This is a genomic window from Stenotrophomonas sp. SMYL8, from assembly GCF_036320065.1.
In the GTDB taxonomy this organism is placed as follows: Bacteria; Pseudomonadota; Gammaproteobacteria; order Xanthomonadales; family Xanthomonadaceae; genus Stenotrophomonas; species Stenotrophomonas maltophilia_A.
The window spans coordinates 79,171-94,754 of the sequence record NZ_JAWIRR010000018.1 but is presented as its reverse complement, the minus strand read 5'-3'; the positions used below and the strand labels follow the sequence as shown (position 1 = coordinate 94,754).

Genomic DNA, 15,584 nt, shown 5'->3' with positions numbered 1-15,584 from the left:
CGCAGGACTGCGCACACGAGCAAGCGGCGACCGAGCTTACATGGGTGAGGGCGCTTTGCTTGCGAAGCACTGCTTCGCAAGCGCCCGAACGCACAGCCGCCAGCGGCTGGGCCGGGCCCCGGAGGGGACTTGCAGCGTCCCCCGCAACCGGGCCCACCCCGCCATCCCACGGAAGGCCCGCTGTTGCTTTTGCTGTTGCCTTGAATTGAAGCAGGTGCAGGGCGCAGCCCTGCAAAACTCCCTACCGCCCCGGCAACTGCGCGAACGCGCGCTGCATGCAGTCCTCACGCGGGCACACCCGGCAACCCGGCCCGATCGACACCGAATTACCCGGGCTCTGCACATCCAGTCCCAGCGAATACACCAACCGTTCGGCATGCTGCAGGTCGCAGCCCAGCGCCACCGCGAAGGTCTTGCGCGGCTGGCCATGGCCCACCGGCCCGCTGCTGACCTGCCGCGCCAGCCAGAAGTGGCGCCGCCCATCGGGCATGCGCGCGGTCTGGGTGAGGATGCGGCCGGGCTGGTTGAATGCCTCGTAGACGATCCACAGCGGGCACGAACCGCCCACCTGCGAGAAGTGGAAATCGGTGGCGGAGTGGCGCTTGGACACATTGCCGGCGCGGTCCACGCGGATGAAGAAGAACGGCAGGCCTGGCGCACTGCGCCGTGCCAGCGTGCTCAGCCGATGGCAGACCGCTTCGAAGCCGACGCCGAACTGGTGCGCCAGCAGTTCGATGTCGTAGCTGCTGGTTTCGGCCGCGCGCAGGAAGCGCATGTACGGCATCACCAGCGCGCCGGCGAAATAGTTGGAAAGACCGATCCGCGCCTGCGCGATGCGCGCGTCATCGGTGAAGCCGGCGCGCGCCACCACCGCATCGATCTGCGGCAGGTAACCGTGCAGCGCCAGTTCGGCCGCCATCTGGAACGCCTGCTGGCCAGGCTCCAGGTAATCGGGCAGCCACAGCCGCCGCGCACCGGCGTCGTACTGGCGCTTTTCGCGCCCGGCCTGCAGTGCGGCCACCTCCACCAGCACGCCATGGCGGTCGGCCAGCAGCTGGCGCAGCCGTGGTGCCACATGCCCCGGTGACAGCCCCCACTCGGCGAACAGCTGCTCGGCCAACTCATCCAGCTCGGGGATGTGGTTGTGCATGCGGTTGAAGAACTCGCGTACCTGGTCGCCAGCGGGCAAGGTGCTGCCGGCGCCGGGCTCACCCAGCTGGAATTCCAGTGCGGCGGCATGCTCGCGCAGCGCCAGGTGGCGGCGGTGCAGATCCAGCAGCGCGCGGCTGACCTGCGGCAGGTTGCCGGCCAACGCGCGCAGTTCGGTGGCGCTGACCTCGGCCAGGCCCAGATCGCGCAGGGTCTCGCCCAGCGCTTCCTGCAGGGCGGCGGGCTCATCCTCGTCGAACAGTGCGGAAACGTCGCCCAATACCTCGCCCAGCTTCTTCTGCACGGCCGGGGTGAGCGGGCGCTTGTTGCGCTCGATCTGGTTCAGGTAGCTGGCCGACAGCCCCAGCGCCCGTGCCAGATCCGCCTGGCTGTAGCCGCGCTGCTCGCGCAGCCGCAGCAGGCGCAGGCCAAGTTGTCGCTGGGGGGCTGAATAATTCACAGAATTAACATGAATCGTCTGGCGTGTTGGCCAGATTAAGCGGATTCAGCCCGGAAATCGAGTTGGGTGCTGTGAATAATGCCAAGCATCTTTCGCACCCCGTGGGATTGTCGTCATGACTGTTGCAGCGCCCCGTATCCGCATGCTGATCGATGGCCAGTTCGTTGAATCGGCTACTTCCCACTGGCAGGACGTGATCAATCCGGCCACCCAGGACGTGCTGGCCAAGGTGCCGTTCGCCACCACCGGCGAAGTGGACGCCGCCGTTGCCGCCGCCAAGGAAGCCTTCAAGACCTGGCGCAAGACCCCGATCGGCACCCGCGCGCGCATCTTCCTGAAGTACCAGCAGCTGATCCGCGAGAACATGAGCGAGCTGGCGCACATCCTCACCGCCGAACAGGGCAAGACCCTGCCCGACGCCGAAGGCGATGTGTTCCGCGGCCTGGAAGTGGTCGAGCACGCCGCCGCCATCGGCAACCTGCAGCTGGGCGAGCTGGCCAACAACGTGGCCAATGGCGTGGACACCTACACGATCATGCAGCCGCTGGGCGTGTGCGCCGGCATCACCCCGTTCAACTTCCCGGCGATGATCCCGCTGTGGATGTTCCCGATGGCGATTGCAACGGGCAACACCTTCATCCTCAAGCCGTCCGAGCAGGACCCGATGGTCACCATGCGCCTGGTCGAGCTGGCGCTGGAAGCCGGCATTCCGAAGGGCGTGCTGAACGTCGTCCACGGCGGCGAGGAAGTGGTCAACGCGATCTGCGACCACCCGGACATCAAGGCCGTCTCGTTCGTCGGTTCCACCCGCGTCGGTACCCACGTCTACAACCGTGCCTCGCTGGCCGGCAAGCGCGTGCAGTGCATGATGGGCGCCAAGAACCACGCCGTGGTGCTGCCGGACGCCAACAAGGAGCAGACCCTCAACGCGATGGTCGGCGCCGCCTTCGGTGCCGCGGGCCAGCGCTGCATGGCCGCCTCCACCCTGGTGCTGGTCGGTGAAGCACGCAACTGGGTGCAGGACCTGGTCACCAAGGCCAAGACCCTGAAGGTCAGCGGCGGCACCGTCGCCGGCACCGACGTCGGTCCGGTCATTTCCTGCAGCGCCCGCGAGCGCGTGGAAGGCCTGATCGCCTCGGGCGTGGAGCAGGGCGCCAAGCTGGTGCTCGATGGCCGCAAGCCGCAGGTCGATGGTTTCGAGAAGGGCAACTTCGTTGGCCCGACCATCTTTGCCGGTGTCACCACCGACATGCGCATCTACCAGGAAGAAATCTTCGGGCCGGTGCTGGTCATCCTCGAAGCAGAGACGCTGGAAGAGGCCATCGCGATGGTCAACAGCAACCCGAACGGCAACGGCACCGCACTGTTCACCCAGTCCGGCGCCGCCGCGCGCAAGTTCCAGGAAGACATCGACGTCGGCCAGGTCGGCATCAACGTGCCGATCCCGGTGCCGGTGCCGCTGTTCTCGTTCACCGGTTCGCGCGCCTCCAAGCTGGGCGACCTGGGCCCGTACGGCAAGCAGGTGGTGCTGTTCTACACCCAGACCAAGACGGTCACCGCGCGCTGGTTCGATGACGAGACGCTCAGCCATGGCGTCAACACCACGATCAGCCTGAAGTAACGGCAGGAGCAGCCATGAGCCACTCGATGACGACGGAACTGGAAGAAGCGCAGCAGGCGTACCGCGAGGCGGCGCGCGACTTCGCACAGGCCGAACTGGCGCCGCACGCCGCGCGATGGGATGCGGAGGGCATCTTTCCGCGCGAGGCGATCGCCAAGGCTGGTGAACTGGGCTTCTGCGGCCTGTACATGGACCCGGAAGTGGGCGGCAGCGGCCTGAGCCGACTGGACGCCGCCGTCGTCATCGAGGAACTCGCCAACGTCGATCCGTCGACCGCGGCGTACATCAGCATCCACAACATGGCCTCGTGGATGGTGTCCAAGTGGGGCCAGCCGGCACTGCGCGATGCGTGGGGCACCGATCTGTCTTCGGGCAACAAGCTGGCCTCGTACTGCCTGACCGAACCGGGCGCCGGTTCCGATGCGGCGTCGCTGAAGACCACGGCCGTGCGCGATGGCGACTTCTACGTGCTGAACGGTTCCAAGGCCTTCATCTCCGGCGCCGGTGCCACCGAGCTGCTGGTGGTGATGGCGCGTACCGGTGGTGCCGGTGCCGGCGGTGTCAGCGCCATTGCGGTGCCAGCCGACCTGCCGGGCATCAGCTTCGGCCGCAAGGAAGAGAAGATGGGCTGGAACAGCCAGCCCACCCGTGGCATCACCTTCGAAAACGTCCGCGTACCGGTCAGCCACCTTCTGGGAGAGGAAGGCGGCGGCTTCAAGCTGGCGATGAAGGGGCTCGATGGCGGCCGCATCAACATCGCCGCCTGCTCGCTGGGTGCCGCGCAGGGTGCGCTGGACGCTGCACGCCGCTACATGGGCGAACGCCGCCAGTTCGGCAAGGCACTGGCCGAGTTCCAGGCCCTGCAGTTCAAGCTGGCCGACATGGTCACCCAGCTGGTGGCCGCACGGCAGATGGTGCACACCGCTGCGCGCAAGCTCGATGCCGGTGCCAGCGACGCCAACGTGTGGTGCGCGATGGCCAAGCGCTTCGCCACCGATGCCGGTTTCAACGTCTGCAACGAGGCACTGCAGATCCACGGCGGCTACGGCTACATCCGCGAATACCCGATCGAGCGCCTGCTGCGTGACTGCCGCGTGCACCAGATCCTGGAAGGCACCAACGAGATCATGCGGGTGATCGTTGCCCGTCACCTGCTCAACACCGAAGAGGAACTGCGATGAAGGATTGGCGTACCCAGGAGCACGTGGGCCTGAAGGTGGAGGTGGATGGCCACACCGCCGTGGTCACCCTGAACAACCCGCCGGCGCATACCTGGACCGTGCACAGCCTGTCGGCGCTGCGTGATCTGGTCGGCGCGCTCAACGCAGACCGCGACATCTACGCGCTGGTGATCACCGGTGACGGCGAGAAGTTCTTCTCCGCCGGTGCCGATCTCAACCAGTTCGCCTCCGGCGACAAGGCCGCTGCACGTGAAGCCGCGCGCCGCTTCGGTGAAGCCTTCGAAGCGCTGTCTGGTTTCCGTGGCGTGTCGATCGCCGCGATCAACGGCTACGCCATGGGCGGTGGCCTGGAATGCGCGCTGGCCTGTGACCTGCGCATCATCGAAGACCACGCCCAAGTCGCGCTGCCGGAGGCCACCGTCGGCCTGCTGCCGTGCGCCGGTGGCACCCAGAACCTGCCGCGCCTGGTTGGCGAGGGCTGGGCCAAGCGCATGATCCTGCTGGGCGAGCGCATCAACGCTGAAACCGCCGTGCGCATTGGCCTGGCCGAAGAAAAGGTCGGCAAGGGCGAAGCCAAGGCGCTGGCGCTGGAATGGGCGAATAAGGCCGGCAAGCAGAGCCCGACCAGCATCGCCGCCTGCAAGACCCTGGTGCAGGCCACCCGCACCGGTACCCACGCTTCGGCGCTGGTGGCCGAACGCGAAGCCTTCGTCGATCTGTTCGACACCGCCGACCAGGTCGAGGGCGTGACCGCCTTCCTGGAAAAGCGCGCCGCGCAGTGGAAGAACGCATGAGCGCCGATACCGTTGCCGATGACGCACCGGTGCTGTTCGAAGAGCGCGCAGCCGGCAACGGCACGCGCATCGGCATCGCCACGCTCAATGCGCCGCGTACGCTCAACGGTTTCTCGCTGCCGATGGCACACCTGCTGCTGAAGCAGTTGAATGCCTGGGCCGACGACGATGGCATCGCCATGGTGGTTCTGCAGGGCGCAGGCGAAAAGGCGTTCTGCGCCGGCGGTGACCTGCACAGCCTGTACAAGAGCATGGTCGCCTTCCGCGAGGCCGGCCGCAGCGACATCCGCGAGAACGATTACGCGGCCGAGTTCTTCGACGTCGAATACCGCGTCGATTACCTCATCCACACCTATGCCAAGCCGATCCTGTGCTGGGGCCATGGCATCGTGATGGGCGGTGGCATCGGCCTGATGTCCGGTGCCAGCCACCGCGTGGTCAGCGAGCGCTCCAAGCTGGCCTTCCCGGAAATCACCGTCGGTCTGTTCCCGGATGTGGGTGGCAGCTGGCTGCTGCCGCGTGTACCCGGCAAGGGCGGCCTGTTCCTGGCGCTGACCGGCGCGCTGCTCAATCCGGGCGACGCCATCTACGCCGGCCTGGCCGACGTGCACGTGGCCGAAGAACGCCGCAGCGCGGTGTTCGATGCGCTGCTGCAGGTCGCGTGGTCCAGCGATGCCGCACACAACCACGAACGGCTCAGCCATCTGCTGCAGTCGCATGCCAGCGATGCTGCCACCGGCCCGCTGCTGGCCAATGCGGCGCAGGTTGATGCGTTGTGCGAAGGCGATGACCTGCAGGCCATCATTGCGCGCATCGCCGGTCTGCAGACCGACGATGCCTGGCTGCAGGCGGCACAGAAGACCCTCGCCGCCGGTGCACCAGGCTCGGCACGGTTGTCGTACGAACTGCAGCGCCGCAGTGCCGGTCAGGGCCTGGCCGCGATCTATCGCCTGGAGTACATCGTCGCCCTGCATTGCGCCGCCCACGGTGATTTCGCCGAAGGCATCCGCGCGCTGCTGATCGACAAGGACCGCAATCCGCAGTGGAACCCGGCCACCCTGGCCGAGGCCACCGGCGCGTGGGCCGACACCTTCTTCGCTTCCCCCTGGGCCGATGCCGCGCATCCGCTGGCCGACCTGGGCACTCCCCTTGTTGAAAGGAGCCTTGCATGAGCCGCATTGCATTCATCGGGTTGGGCAACATGGGTGGCCCGATGGCCGCCAATCTGGTCAAGAACGGCCACAGCGTGCGCGTGTTCGATCTGGTCCCGGCCGCGGTGCAGGCCGCCGTCGATGCCGGCGCCAGCGCGGCTGCATCGGCGCGCGAAACCCTGGCCGATGCCGAGGTGGTGATCTCGATGCTGCCGGCCAGCCGCCACGTCGAAGGCGTGTACCTGGGCGATGACGGCATTCTTGCCGCGATTCCGGCCGGCGCACTGGTCATCGACTGCAGCACGATCGCACCGGCCAGCGCCCGCAAGGTCTCTGAAGCCGCTGCCGCACGTGGCCTGCAGATGATCGACGCGCCGGTATCCGGCGGTACCGCCGGTGCCCAGGCCGGCACCCTGACCTTCATCGTCGGTGGCGAGGAGGATGCGCTGGAGCGCGCCCGCCCGGTGCTGCAGGCGATGGGCAAGAACATCTTCCATGTCGGCGCCAGTGGTGCCGGCCAGGTCGCCAAGCTGTGCAACAACATGGCGCTGGGCGTGATCATGGCGGTGACCGGTGAAGCCATCGCGCTGGGCGTGGCACACGGGCTGGACCCGAAGGTGCTGTCGCAGATGATGGCGGTCAGCACCGGCCGCAGCTGGGCCACCGAAGTGTGCAACCCGTGGCCGGGCGTGCTGGAAAACGCCCCGGCCTCGCGTGGCTACAGCGGCGGCTTCGGCAGCGATCTGATGCTGAAGGACATGGGCCTGGCGGTGGAAGCGGCGATGAGTGTCGGCGCCTCGATCCCGCTGGGCGAAGTGGCCCGCAACCTGTACTCGATGAACCACCAGGCCGGCCGCGGCAAGCTGGATTTCTCCAGCGTCGTGCAGCTCATCACGAGCGAAAAGTGACCTGGTAGTGCCGGCCGCTGGCCGGCAACCTCATGCCCCCGTGCGGGACAACGAAGGTGGGATGGGCGGATGTTCGGTTTCGACCGGCATCCGCCCATTTTTTTGCTCTGGCGCGGGTAGTGCCGGCCGCTGGCCGGCATCACCCCATCAGGCAACGACCAGCGTCACGTCAATGTTGCCGCGCGTGGCATTCGAGTACGGGCACACGATGTGCGCCTTCTGCACCAGTTCTTCCAGCTGCTCGCGCGGCACGCCAGGAGCGCTGATGGTCAGCTCGGCTTCGATGCCGAAACCGGTCGGGATCTGGCCGATGCCGACCTTGCCGGTCACCGTGGTGTCGGCCGGCAGCGCGACCTTGGCCTGGCCGGCCACGAACTTCAGCGCGCCCAGGAAGCAAGCCGAGTAGCCGGCCGCGAACAGCTGTTCCGGGTTGGTGCCCGGGCCGCCGGCGCCGCCCAGCTCGCGCGGGGTCGACAGCTGGATATCCAGCACGTTGTCGGAGGAGACGGAACGGCCTTCACGGCCGCCGGTGGAGGTGGCCTGGGCGGTGTACAGAACCTTTTCGATGGACATCGGGATGCTCCTGGTCGGTGGGTGGGTGTTGCGATGGAGCCTACTTTGCCCGGTTTCCGCGTACGTTGGGTTGCAATGCGTACGAAAAATTTGATTGATCGTCCTGCCAGCCTAGATCGTCCATTCGCGGTCGGTGGTGAACATGATGGTCAGCCAGCGGTCCGGCGAGGCCTCGCCCAGTGCATCGCCGATCTCGTCGCGCAGCTGGTCCCATTCCACCAGGGGCCGCGGCGGGTCGTTTTCCGGCACCACGAAGAACAGCTCGATCTGCTCGCCACGCCCCACCTGGGCCACGTAGCTGCGGTGCTCGACGAAGCCGTGCTTGGCCACGATCCCGCGTGCCACTGCATCCACATGGGCCTGCAGTTCCGGCGGGGTCACCAGCAGGATGCCGGCCAGCGCCCGGCGCACCGTGCCGAGCGGGGCGATCATCACCAGCACGCAGACGAAGGCGAGGATGGCCGGGTCGATGTACGGCCCGACCCAGGCCCACGAGGTGCCCTGTACCAGCACGCCGCCGAGAAACGCCAGCAGGTAGCAGGCCGACATGCTGGCCGCGATCACCCAGTTCTTCGCGTCCAGCGCGATGAACTCCGAGCCGATGCGGCGGTTGGCGCGCAGGATGAACCAGGCCAGCGCGGCTTCGCCTACGATCGACAGCCCGGCGAAGGCAATGGCCGGGCCGAGGGCGATGTGGCGGCCCCCGGACATCAACGCGTCCACCGCATTGACCAGCGCATACAGCGCCGCACCGATCATCAGTGTGCCGCTGACCCCCAGCACGATCGGCTCCAGGTGCCAGAAGCCCATGGTGAAGCGCTGGTTGAGCCGCGACTGCAGGGCGTCGGTCTGAGTGGACAGCGCGATCAACCGCGCCACCAGCAGTGACAGCCAGGTCATCACCACGTCGATCAGGCCGTAGATGCCGTCGAAGATGATCAGCGAGGAATTGGCCAGCAGGCCGAACACCACCGCCGCCGCGGCCAGCAGCAGCGAGGCGGCGATCGACAGGCGCAGCACGCCCTGTTCGGTGGCGGGGTCGAAGAACTGCGGGCGGTTGGCGGCCATGGTTCAATTGTAGAGCGGAGCCAGGCTCCGCTGCCTTTCGCTGCCTTCGCCGGCCAACCGCGCTACCCCCGTGGGGCCGCTTCCCGTAGACTGCGTCCCTCCCACGTACCGACGCCCGCCTGCAGTGATCACGCCACCCTGACCCTTGCCGCACATCGGCAGCCGGCCCGCCCGGCTCAGGAACCCGTGTCTTTCCACTGCAGCGCCATGCGGCCACGCCCGCCTGCGCGCGGAGCTTTCCCATGCAAACGTCCTACCCCCTGCGCCAGCAATGGCTCGGCAACATCCGTGGCGACCTGCTGTCCGGCATCGTCGTCGCCCTGGCCCTGATTCCCGAGGCCATCGCGTTCTCGCTCATCGCCGGCGTCGACCCAAAGGTCGGCCTGTATGCCGCGTTCTCGATTGCCGTCATCACTGCCATCGCTGGCGGCCGCCCCGGCATGATCTCCGCCGCCACCGGTGCAATGGCGCTGGTGATGGTCGACCTGGTCAAGGACCACGGCCTGCAGTACCTGTTCGCTGCCAGCATCCTGGCGGGGTTGCTGCAGGTGCTGGCCGGCGTGTTCAAGCTCGGCGCGTTGATGCGTTTCGTCTCGCGCTCGGTCATCACCGGCTTCGTCAACGCGCTGGCGATCCTGATCTTCCTGGCACAGATGCCCGAGCTGATCGGCCGCGGCCCTGCGGTCTACGTGTTGTGCGCCGCCGCGCTGGCGATCATCTACCTGCTGCCACGCCTCACCCGCGCCGTGCCATCACCGCTGGTGGCCATTGTGGTGCTGACTGCCGTGGTGATCGGCTTTGGTGTAGACGTACGCAGCGTCGGTGACATGGGCCAGTTGCCTGACAGCCTGCCGCATTTCCTCATTCCCGATGTGCCGCTTACCTGGGAAACGCTGCGCATCCTTCTGCCGGTGTCGGCCACGCTGGCCGTGGTCGGCCTGCTCGAATCGATGATGACCCTGCAGATCGTCGAGGACATCACCGAGACGCCCAGCGAGCGCAACCGCGAATGTGTCGGCCAGGGCGTGGCGAACACGGTCACCGGCTTCCTCGGTGGCATGGCCGGTTGCGCGATGATCGGCCAGTCGGTGATCAACGTGACCTCCGGTGGCCGCGGCCGCCTGTCCTGCCTGGTGGCTGGCGTGTTCCTGCTGGTGCTGGTGGTGTACGGCAGCGATCTGGTACGGCAGATCCCAATGGCGGCGCTGGTGGCGGTGATGATCATGGTCAGCATCGGCACCTTCAGCTGGCGCTCGCTGCGCGACCTGCGCACGCATCCGCGCAGTTCCTCTGCGGTGATGCTGCTGACCGTGGTGGTCACCGTGGCTACCCACGATCTGGCCAAGGGCGTGCTCAGCGGTGTGCTGCTGTCGGCCCTGTTCTTCGCGCGCAAGGTTGGCCGCATGCTGGACGTGCAGCGCGACGATGCCGGTGACACGCAGGTCTACCGCGTGCGCGGGCAGGTGTTCTTTGCCTCGGCGGGGCAGCTGGGTGCGGCGTTCGATTACCAGCACGTGGCGCCGAAGGTGCAGATTGATCTGCGCGATGCCCATCTGTGGGACCTGACTGCCGTGGCCGCGCTGGAGCGGGCGCAGGAAAAGCTGGCCACGCATGGTGCGGAGGTGACGGTGGTGGGGCTCAATGCGGCCGGCCAGACCCTCATTGAGCAGGTGGGTGGCAAAGGCGCTGCTGGCAGCGCGCATTGACGCTATCGGCTCTCGTGGAGGAACTGCAACGCCATGGCCGCTGTTGCGGTTGCTGCATCTTCAGCCTGTGAACCCCACCCAATGTGGAAGAATCGCCGCGATCGTGCTCCGTTGTGATCCTCACGACGGAGTACTTCTGCCGGAATGGATTCGCTCTTCAACAACGCCACCACGCTGCTGACCTTTCTGCTGCCGGGCTTCCTGGCAGCCTGGGTGTTCTACGGGCTGACTTCACACCCCAAGCCACCGCAGTTCGAAAGGACCGTGGAAGCGCTGGTGTTCACCTTCGCCGTCCAGGTGCTGGTCAAGTTCACCGAACTGTTGCTCCTGCTGGCTGGTCGCTGCTTTGTGCTGGGGACCTGGACCCAGACCAGCAGCCTGCTATGGGGTTTTGTCCTCGCCGCACTGCTGGGGGCAGGATTGGCCCTCGCTGCGAACAAGGATTCCCTCCACAGGGTTCTCCGTCGTGCAGGCTTCACTACCCGTACGTCCCACCCGAGCGAGTGGTACTGCGTGCTGGGTACGCGTCCTGCCTTCGTGGTGCTGCAATTGAAGGATGGCCGTCGATTGACCGGCTACCCCAAGGAGTGGCCGATCAGCCCCGCTGCGGGACAGTTCTACATGCAGATGCCGGCCTGGCTGGTGGATGCGGATCCACCCGATGAAGGTGCCGATCCAGCAGCGGATCACGTGGCCAGCCCCGCCGTGGTCGAGCTTCCGCAGCTCGATGGCATACTGATTCACGCAGTGGATGTGCAGTGGGTTGAGATTCTCCAGGAGACAGACGATGGCTAAGTTGAGGAAGGGTTCCAACCCACCACTGGACCAGTTGGTCGTATCCATGGAGAACGCGAACCCCAAGCTCCCCGAGGGCAGGAAGCGTCCGCCGCCACCGCCCAGCCCGCCCCGGCCGCCAGCCGGAGCCGGGCCCAACCGGCGCTCGCAGCGCGGCTGACCGGGCGCATTCAGCCGCCCGGTGTAAACTATTGATCTCACTGGCAATGCCAGTCTCCACGATCAACGCCCCGATGACGTCCGCCACCGCCCGTTACGCCGATTCCCTGCGCCTGTCCGTCGCCCCGATGATGGACTGGACGGATCGCCATTGCCGCGTGTTCCACCGCGTGCTGGCACCGGGCGCGCGCCTTTACACGGAAATGGTGCACGCCAACGCGGTCATCCACGGCGACCGCGAGCGCCTGCTCGGCTTCGACCGCAGCGAGCAGCCGCTGGCGCTGCAGCTGGGTGGCAGTGATCCGGTGCTGCTGGCGCAGGCCGCGCGCATCGCCGCCGAGTGGGGCTATGACGAGGTCAACCTCAACTGCGGCTGCCCGTCCGACCGCGTGCAGGCCGGGCGTTTTGGCGCGTGCCTGATGCGCGAGCCGGCGCTGGTGGCCGAATGCGTCGCGGCGATGGTCGACGCGGTTGATATCCCGGTGACGGTGAAGTGCCGCCTGGGCGTGGACGAGGACAACGACTACGACGTGTTTGCCAGCTTCGTCGACCGCCAGGTCGCCGCCGGTGCGGCGATGGTGGTGGTGCATGCGCGCAACGCGTGGCTGAAGGGCCTGTCGCCGAAGGAGAACCGCGAGGTTCCCCCGCTCAAATACGACTGGGCCTACCGCCTGAAGCAGGAGCGCCCGGCACTGCCGGTGGTGATCAACGGTGGACTGGCCAGCCTCGAGGCGGTGCAGGCGCAGGCCGCGCACGTCGATGGCGTGATGCTGGGCCGGGCGGCCTATCACGACCCCTACCTGCTGCATCAACTGGAGGCGCTGCATACCGGCGCCCCGCTGCAGGCCCGTGGCGACCTGCTGCGCGCGATGCGCCCCTACATCGAGGCGCGGCTGGGCGAAGGCCTGGCGCTGAAGCACATCACCCGCCACCTGCTCGGCCTGTTCCACGGCCAACCCGGCGGGCGCGCATTCCGCCAGGTGCTGAGCGAGGGCGCACACCGCCCCGGCGCCGGCTGGAGCCTGATCGAACAGGCCTTGGCGGTCACCGACCGCGAAGCTGATCGCGCCGCAGCGTGACAGCAGTCACATTCCTGACTTGACAAGAGACGGCGATTCGTCCCGAATGTTCACTTAGCTGAACGACTCAGGCGCAGGGCCGGAAAAGTTCAGACCGGATTCACCGCTGTAAACCAAGAATTTGCAAAAGATTTGTAAAACGCTGGGTTTCGAACCCGGCGCCGGATTTACGACTTTTGAACGAATCGCCGTGCTCGGCTAGGATCGCATCGATGTCTTCCGCTCCCTTCCATCGCCGCATTGCCCTGGCCACCTGCGTGGTCCTGTCGGCTGTGCCGCTGTCTTCGGCGCTGGCGCAACAGCCGCCGCGCGTCGACCAGGGGCGGGCGGAGATGATGGAGCGGGGCGAGCGCGGTGGCCGTGGCGACGAGCGTTCGCTGTCCGATGCCGTGCGCCGCGTGCAGCGCACCACCGGCGGCCACATCCTCGGTGCCGAGCGCGTGCCGTTCGATGGTCGTGATATCAACCGGGTGAAGTACATGGACGACCGGGGCCGGGTCCGCTACATGGACGACCCCGCGCCGTCGCGTTCACAGCCGCGCACGCCGCGGTCGGATATGTCATCACTACGCGGCGATAACCCCTGAACAGGGATAGTCGTCGCTATCAACCCGTACCCCACAGGCCTCCGGGCCACACCCAGGACACTAGGGAGAGTTCATGCGTATCCTTCTGGTCGAAGACGAAGCCCCGCTGCGTGAGACCCTGGCAGCCCGGCTCAAGCGCGAAGGCTTTGCCGTCGATGCTGCGCAGGACGGCGAGGAAGGCCTCTACATGGGGCGCGAAGTTCCGTTCGATGTCGGCATCATCGACCTCGGCCTGCCCAAGATGTCGGGCATGGAGCTGATCAAGGCCCTGCGTGACGAAGGCAAGAAGTTCCCGGTGCTGATCCTGACCGCGCGTTCTAGCTGGCAGGACAAGGTCGAGGGCCTGAAGCAGGGCGCCGACGATTACCTGGTCAAGCCGTTCCACGTCGAAGAACTGCTGGCCCGCGTCAATGCGCTGCTGCGCCGCGCCGCTGGCTGGAGCAAGCCGACCCTGGAATGTGGCCCGGTTGCCCTGGATCTGGCTGCCCAGACCGTCAGCGTGGCCGGCAGCAATGTCGACCTCACCAGCTACGAGTACAAGGTGCTGGAGTACCTGATGATGCATGCCGGTGAACTGGTCTCGAAGGCCGATCTCACCGAGCACATCTACCAGCAGGACTTCGACCGCGACTCGAACGTGCTGGAGGTCTTCATCGGCCGCCTGCGCAAGAAGCTGGACCCGGATGGCGAGCTGAAGCCGATCGAGACCGTGCGCGGTCGCGGCTACCGTTTCGCGATCCCGCGCAACGAGGGCTGAGCCGGCTCATCCTGGCGATAACACGATGTCCGGCCGTCTGTGGTTCTTCCGACGCTGGCGGCCGCGCTCCCTGCAGGCGCGCCAGATGTTCGCCGCGTCCGTGGGTCTGGTCGCGTTCCTGGCGCTGGCCGGTTACGCGCTCGACGCCGCCTTCGCCGATACGGCGAAGGCGAACCTGCGTGAGCGCCTGAAGAACTACGCCACCGCCTATGCGGCCGGCATCGACTTCACCCGCGACCGCTCGCTGTACATCCGCGAGCAGCCGCCAGATTCGCGCTTCGACGTGCCCGGCAGCGGCCTGTACCTGCAGGTGGTGATGCCGCACGGCAAGGGCAATTCGATGTCCGCCGAAGGCCCGATGCTGCCCACCGTCGGCGGCGGCCTGCTGGCACCTCGCCAGGAAGTGTTCGAAGGCCCGCTGCCGATGATCCAGATCGACGGCAGCCAAGGCTCGGTGTACCGCTATGGCCTGGGCCTGGTGTGGGATGCCGACGCCGACCCCGCCACCGAATTCCCGTACACCATCTACGTGATGGAAGACTCGCGCGCGCTGGGTGCACAGCTGCGGGTGTTCCGCAGCCGGGTGTGGTTCTACCTCGGCGGCATCGGCCTGATCCTGCTGCTGCTGCAGACCGTCATCCTGCAGTGGAGCCTGCGCCCGCTGCGCCGCGTGATCACCGAGCTGACCAAGGTGCAGCGTGGCGAGACCGCGCGCATGAGCGAGCGCCACCCGCGCGAGCTGGAACCCCTGACCGACAGCATCAACGCCTTCATTGAAAGCGAGCGCGAGAACCTCGAGCGTCAGCGCAATACCCTGGCCGATCTGGCACACAGCCTGAAGACGCCCATTGCGGTGCTGCGCACGCAGATGGACAGCGGCGCGGGCGACGGCGCGCTGCGCGAGGAACTGGACGTGCAGTTGCAGCGCATGAACAACCTGGTCTCCTACCAGCTGGCACGTGCTGCGTCGTCGGGCCACAAGCTGTTCTCCGCGCCGCTGCCGATCGAATCCAACGCGGAGGAAATCGTGCGGGGCCTGGAAAAGGTCTATGCCTCCAAGGGCGTGCTGTGCGAGTTCGACATCGACCCGGCCGCGCGCTTCCACGGTGAACCCGGCGACCTGCAGGAACTGCTGGGCAACCTGCTGGAAAACGCCTTCAAGTGGGCCAACCGCCGCGTGCTGCTGACCGCGCAGCCGCTGCCGGCACCGAACGCGCGCCGCGCCGGCCTGCTGCTGGCGGTGGACGACGATGGCCCCGGCATCGCCCCGGACGACATCGGCAAGGTGCTGCAGCGTGGCGTGCGTGGCGACGAGCGCGTGCAGGGCCACGGCATCGGCCTGTCGATCGTGCAGGACCTGATCAAGGATTATCGCGGTGAACTGGCTGTAGGCCGCTCCGAGGAACTGGGCGGCGCCCGTTTCGAAGTGCGCCTGCCGCCAGGGCCGTAATCCGCGCGTTCCCGCCCGCCGGGCATCGCCTGGCGCAACAGCGCGGGTGTTCCGGCAGTGCCGGCCGCTGGCCGGCAACCCCATGATCTTCGGTGGCATTGCCAAGGTGCCGGCCAGCGGCCGGCCCTACCGGGATTGGGTCGGCG

At 66.9% G+C, this 15,584-nt stretch carries 14 protein-coding genes; 11 read left to right on the top strand and 3 right to left on the bottom strand.

The annotated features are described in order from the left end of the window. Nucleotides 1-241: 241 nt before the first annotated feature. The gene (locus V3B25_RS14840) at nucleotides 242-1,609 is read right to left on the bottom strand and encodes a short-chain fatty acyl-CoA regulator family protein (RefSeq protein ID WP_049421469.1); all 1,368 of its coding nucleotides are present in this window, start codon (nucleotides 1,607-1,609) and stop codon (nucleotides 242-244) included. Nucleotides 1,610-1,724: 115 nt separating this feature from the next. Between V3B25_RS14840 and V3B25_RS14835 the strand changes: the two genes are divergently transcribed. Genes V3B25_RS14835 through mmsB form a run of 5 tightly spaced genes read left to right on the top strand, consistent with a single transcriptional unit; the run spans nucleotide 1,725 to nucleotide 7,264 of the window. Further along, nucleotides 1,725-3,230, top strand: a complete 1,506-nt coding sequence (locus V3B25_RS14835; RefSeq protein ID WP_049399840.1) for a CoA-acylating methylmalonate-semialdehyde dehydrogenase — start codon at nucleotides 1,725-1,727, stop codon at nucleotides 3,228-3,230. A 14-nt stretch (nucleotides 3,231-3,244) separates the two neighbouring features. Beyond that, nucleotides 3,245-4,411 (top strand): acyl-CoA dehydrogenase family protein, encoded by a 1,167-nt coding sequence (locus tag V3B25_RS14830; protein WP_071229412.1) that lies wholly within the window; start codon nucleotides 3,245-3,247, stop codon nucleotides 4,409-4,411. Continuing rightward, nucleotides 4,408-5,205, top strand: coding sequence for an enoyl-CoA hydratase (locus V3B25_RS14825; protein WP_107431566.1), 798 nt, complete (start codon nucleotides 4,408-4,410; stop codon nucleotides 5,203-5,205). Before V3B25_RS14830 ends, V3B25_RS14825 begins: the two co-directional genes overlap by 4 nt. Then, nucleotides 5,202-6,377: an enoyl-CoA hydratase/isomerase family protein gene (locus V3B25_RS14820; protein WP_201117860.1), complete on the top strand. Its 1,176-nt coding sequence runs from the start codon at nucleotides 5,202-5,204 to the stop codon at nucleotides 6,375-6,377. The genes V3B25_RS14825 and V3B25_RS14820 overlap by 4 nt, the downstream gene beginning before the upstream one ends. Continuing rightward, nucleotides 6,374-7,264 carry a 3-hydroxyisobutyrate dehydrogenase gene (gene mmsB, locus V3B25_RS14815; protein WP_201117861.1) on the top strand — a complete coding sequence of 297 codons (891 nt, stop codon included), beginning with the start codon at nucleotides 6,374-6,376 and terminating at the stop codon, nucleotides 7,262-7,264. Before V3B25_RS14820 ends, mmsB begins: the two co-directional genes overlap by 4 nt. A gap of 147 nt (nucleotides 7,265-7,411) precedes the next feature. On the opposite strand, the gene V3B25_RS14810 is transcribed toward mmsB, so the two are convergent. Both V3B25_RS14810 and V3B25_RS14805 read right to left on the bottom strand, forming a co-directional pair. Next, nucleotides 7,412-7,837, bottom strand: a complete 426-nt coding sequence (locus V3B25_RS14810; protein ID WP_049399846.1) for an organic hydroperoxide resistance protein — start codon at nucleotides 7,835-7,837, stop codon at nucleotides 7,412-7,414. A gap of 111 nt (nucleotides 7,838-7,948) precedes the next feature. Continuing rightward, a complete protein-coding gene (locus V3B25_RS14805) occupies nucleotides 7,949-8,905 on the bottom strand; it encodes a cation transporter (protein WP_049399847.1) in 957 nt (318 codons plus the stop codon). Between the two features lie 242 nt (nucleotides 8,906-9,147). Here V3B25_RS14805 and V3B25_RS14800 point away from each other — a divergent pair, with 242 nt between their 5' ends. From V3B25_RS14800 to V3B25_RS14775, 6 genes are all read left to right on the top strand, one after another. Next, a complete protein-coding gene (locus V3B25_RS14800; RefSeq protein ID WP_329810901.1) occupies nucleotides 9,148-10,611 on the top strand; it encodes a SulP family inorganic anion transporter in 1,464 nt (487 codons plus the stop codon). Between the two features lie 144 nt (nucleotides 10,612-10,755). Next, a complete protein-coding gene (locus V3B25_RS14795; RefSeq protein WP_049421463.1) occupies nucleotides 10,756-11,406 on the top strand; it encodes a DUF6338 family protein in 651 nt (216 codons plus the stop codon). A 206-nt stretch (nucleotides 11,407-11,612) separates the two neighbouring features. Further along, the gene (gene dusA, locus V3B25_RS14790; RefSeq protein ID WP_049421462.1) at nucleotides 11,613-12,644 is read left to right on the top strand and encodes a tRNA dihydrouridine(20/20a) synthase DusA; all 1,032 of its coding nucleotides are present in this window, start codon (nucleotides 11,613-11,615) and stop codon (nucleotides 12,642-12,644) included. 212 nt (nucleotides 12,645-12,856) lie between these two features. After that, nucleotides 12,857-13,231, top strand: a complete 375-nt coding sequence (locus V3B25_RS14785; RefSeq protein WP_329810900.1) for a hypothetical protein — start codon at nucleotides 12,857-12,859, stop codon at nucleotides 13,229-13,231. A gap of 73 nt (nucleotides 13,232-13,304) precedes the next feature. Beyond that, nucleotides 13,305-13,988, top strand: coding sequence for a response regulator transcription factor (locus V3B25_RS14780; protein ID WP_004136763.1), 684 nt, complete (start codon nucleotides 13,305-13,307; stop codon nucleotides 13,986-13,988). A 25-nt stretch (nucleotides 13,989-14,013) separates the two neighbouring features. Next, the gene (locus tag V3B25_RS14775; protein ID WP_329810899.1) at nucleotides 14,014-15,438 is read left to right on the top strand and encodes a sensor histidine kinase; all 1,425 of its coding nucleotides are present in this window, start codon (nucleotides 14,014-14,016) and stop codon (nucleotides 15,436-15,438) included. Nucleotides 15,439-15,584 lie beyond the last annotated feature (146 nt).

What these genes read in the sequence shown, in the direction of transcription:
- V3B25_RS14835 (WP_049399840.1), top strand. Translation starts at nt 1,725, where the DNA reads ATGACTGTTGCAGCGCCCCGTATCCGCATGCTGATCGATGGCCAGTTC.
- V3B25_RS14830 (WP_071229412.1), top strand. Translation starts at nt 3,245, where the DNA reads ATGAGCCACTCGATGACGACGGAACTGGAAGAAGCGCAGCAGGCGTAC.
- V3B25_RS14825 (WP_107431566.1), top strand. Translation starts at nt 4,408, where the DNA reads ATGAAGGATTGGCGTACCCAGGAGCACGTGGGCCTGAAGGTGGAGGTG.
- V3B25_RS14820 (WP_201117860.1), top strand. Translation starts at nt 5,202, where the DNA reads ATGAGCGCCGATACCGTTGCCGATGACGCACCGGTGCTGTTCGAAGAG.
- mmsB (WP_201117861.1), top strand. Translation starts at nt 6,374, where the DNA reads ATGAGCCGCATTGCATTCATCGGGTTGGGCAACATGGGTGGCCCGATG.
- V3B25_RS14810 (WP_049399846.1), bottom strand. Translation starts at nt 7,837, where the DNA reads ATGTCCATCGAAAAGGTTCTGTACACCGCCCAGGCCACCTCCACCGGC.
- V3B25_RS14805 (WP_049399847.1), bottom strand. Translation starts at nt 8,905, where the DNA reads ATGGCCGCCAACCGCCCGCAGTTCTTCGACCCCGCCACCGAACAGGGC.
- V3B25_RS14800 (WP_329810901.1), top strand. Translation starts at nt 9,148, where the DNA reads ATGCAAACGTCCTACCCCCTGCGCCAGCAATGGCTCGGCAACATCCGT.
- V3B25_RS14795 (WP_049421463.1), top strand. Translation starts at nt 10,756, where the DNA reads ATGGATTCGCTCTTCAACAACGCCACCACGCTGCTGACCTTTCTGCTG.
- dusA (WP_049421462.1), top strand. Translation starts at nt 11,613, where the DNA reads ATGCCAGTCTCCACGATCAACGCCCCGATGACGTCCGCCACCGCCCGT.
- V3B25_RS14785 (WP_329810900.1), top strand. Translation starts at nt 12,857, where the DNA reads ATGTCTTCCGCTCCCTTCCATCGCCGCATTGCCCTGGCCACCTGCGTG.
- V3B25_RS14780 (WP_004136763.1), top strand. Translation starts at nt 13,305, where the DNA reads ATGCGTATCCTTCTGGTCGAAGACGAAGCCCCGCTGCGTGAGACCCTG.
- V3B25_RS14775 (WP_329810899.1), top strand. Translation starts at nt 14,014, where the DNA reads ATGTCCGGCCGTCTGTGGTTCTTCCGACGCTGGCGGCCGCGCTCCCTG.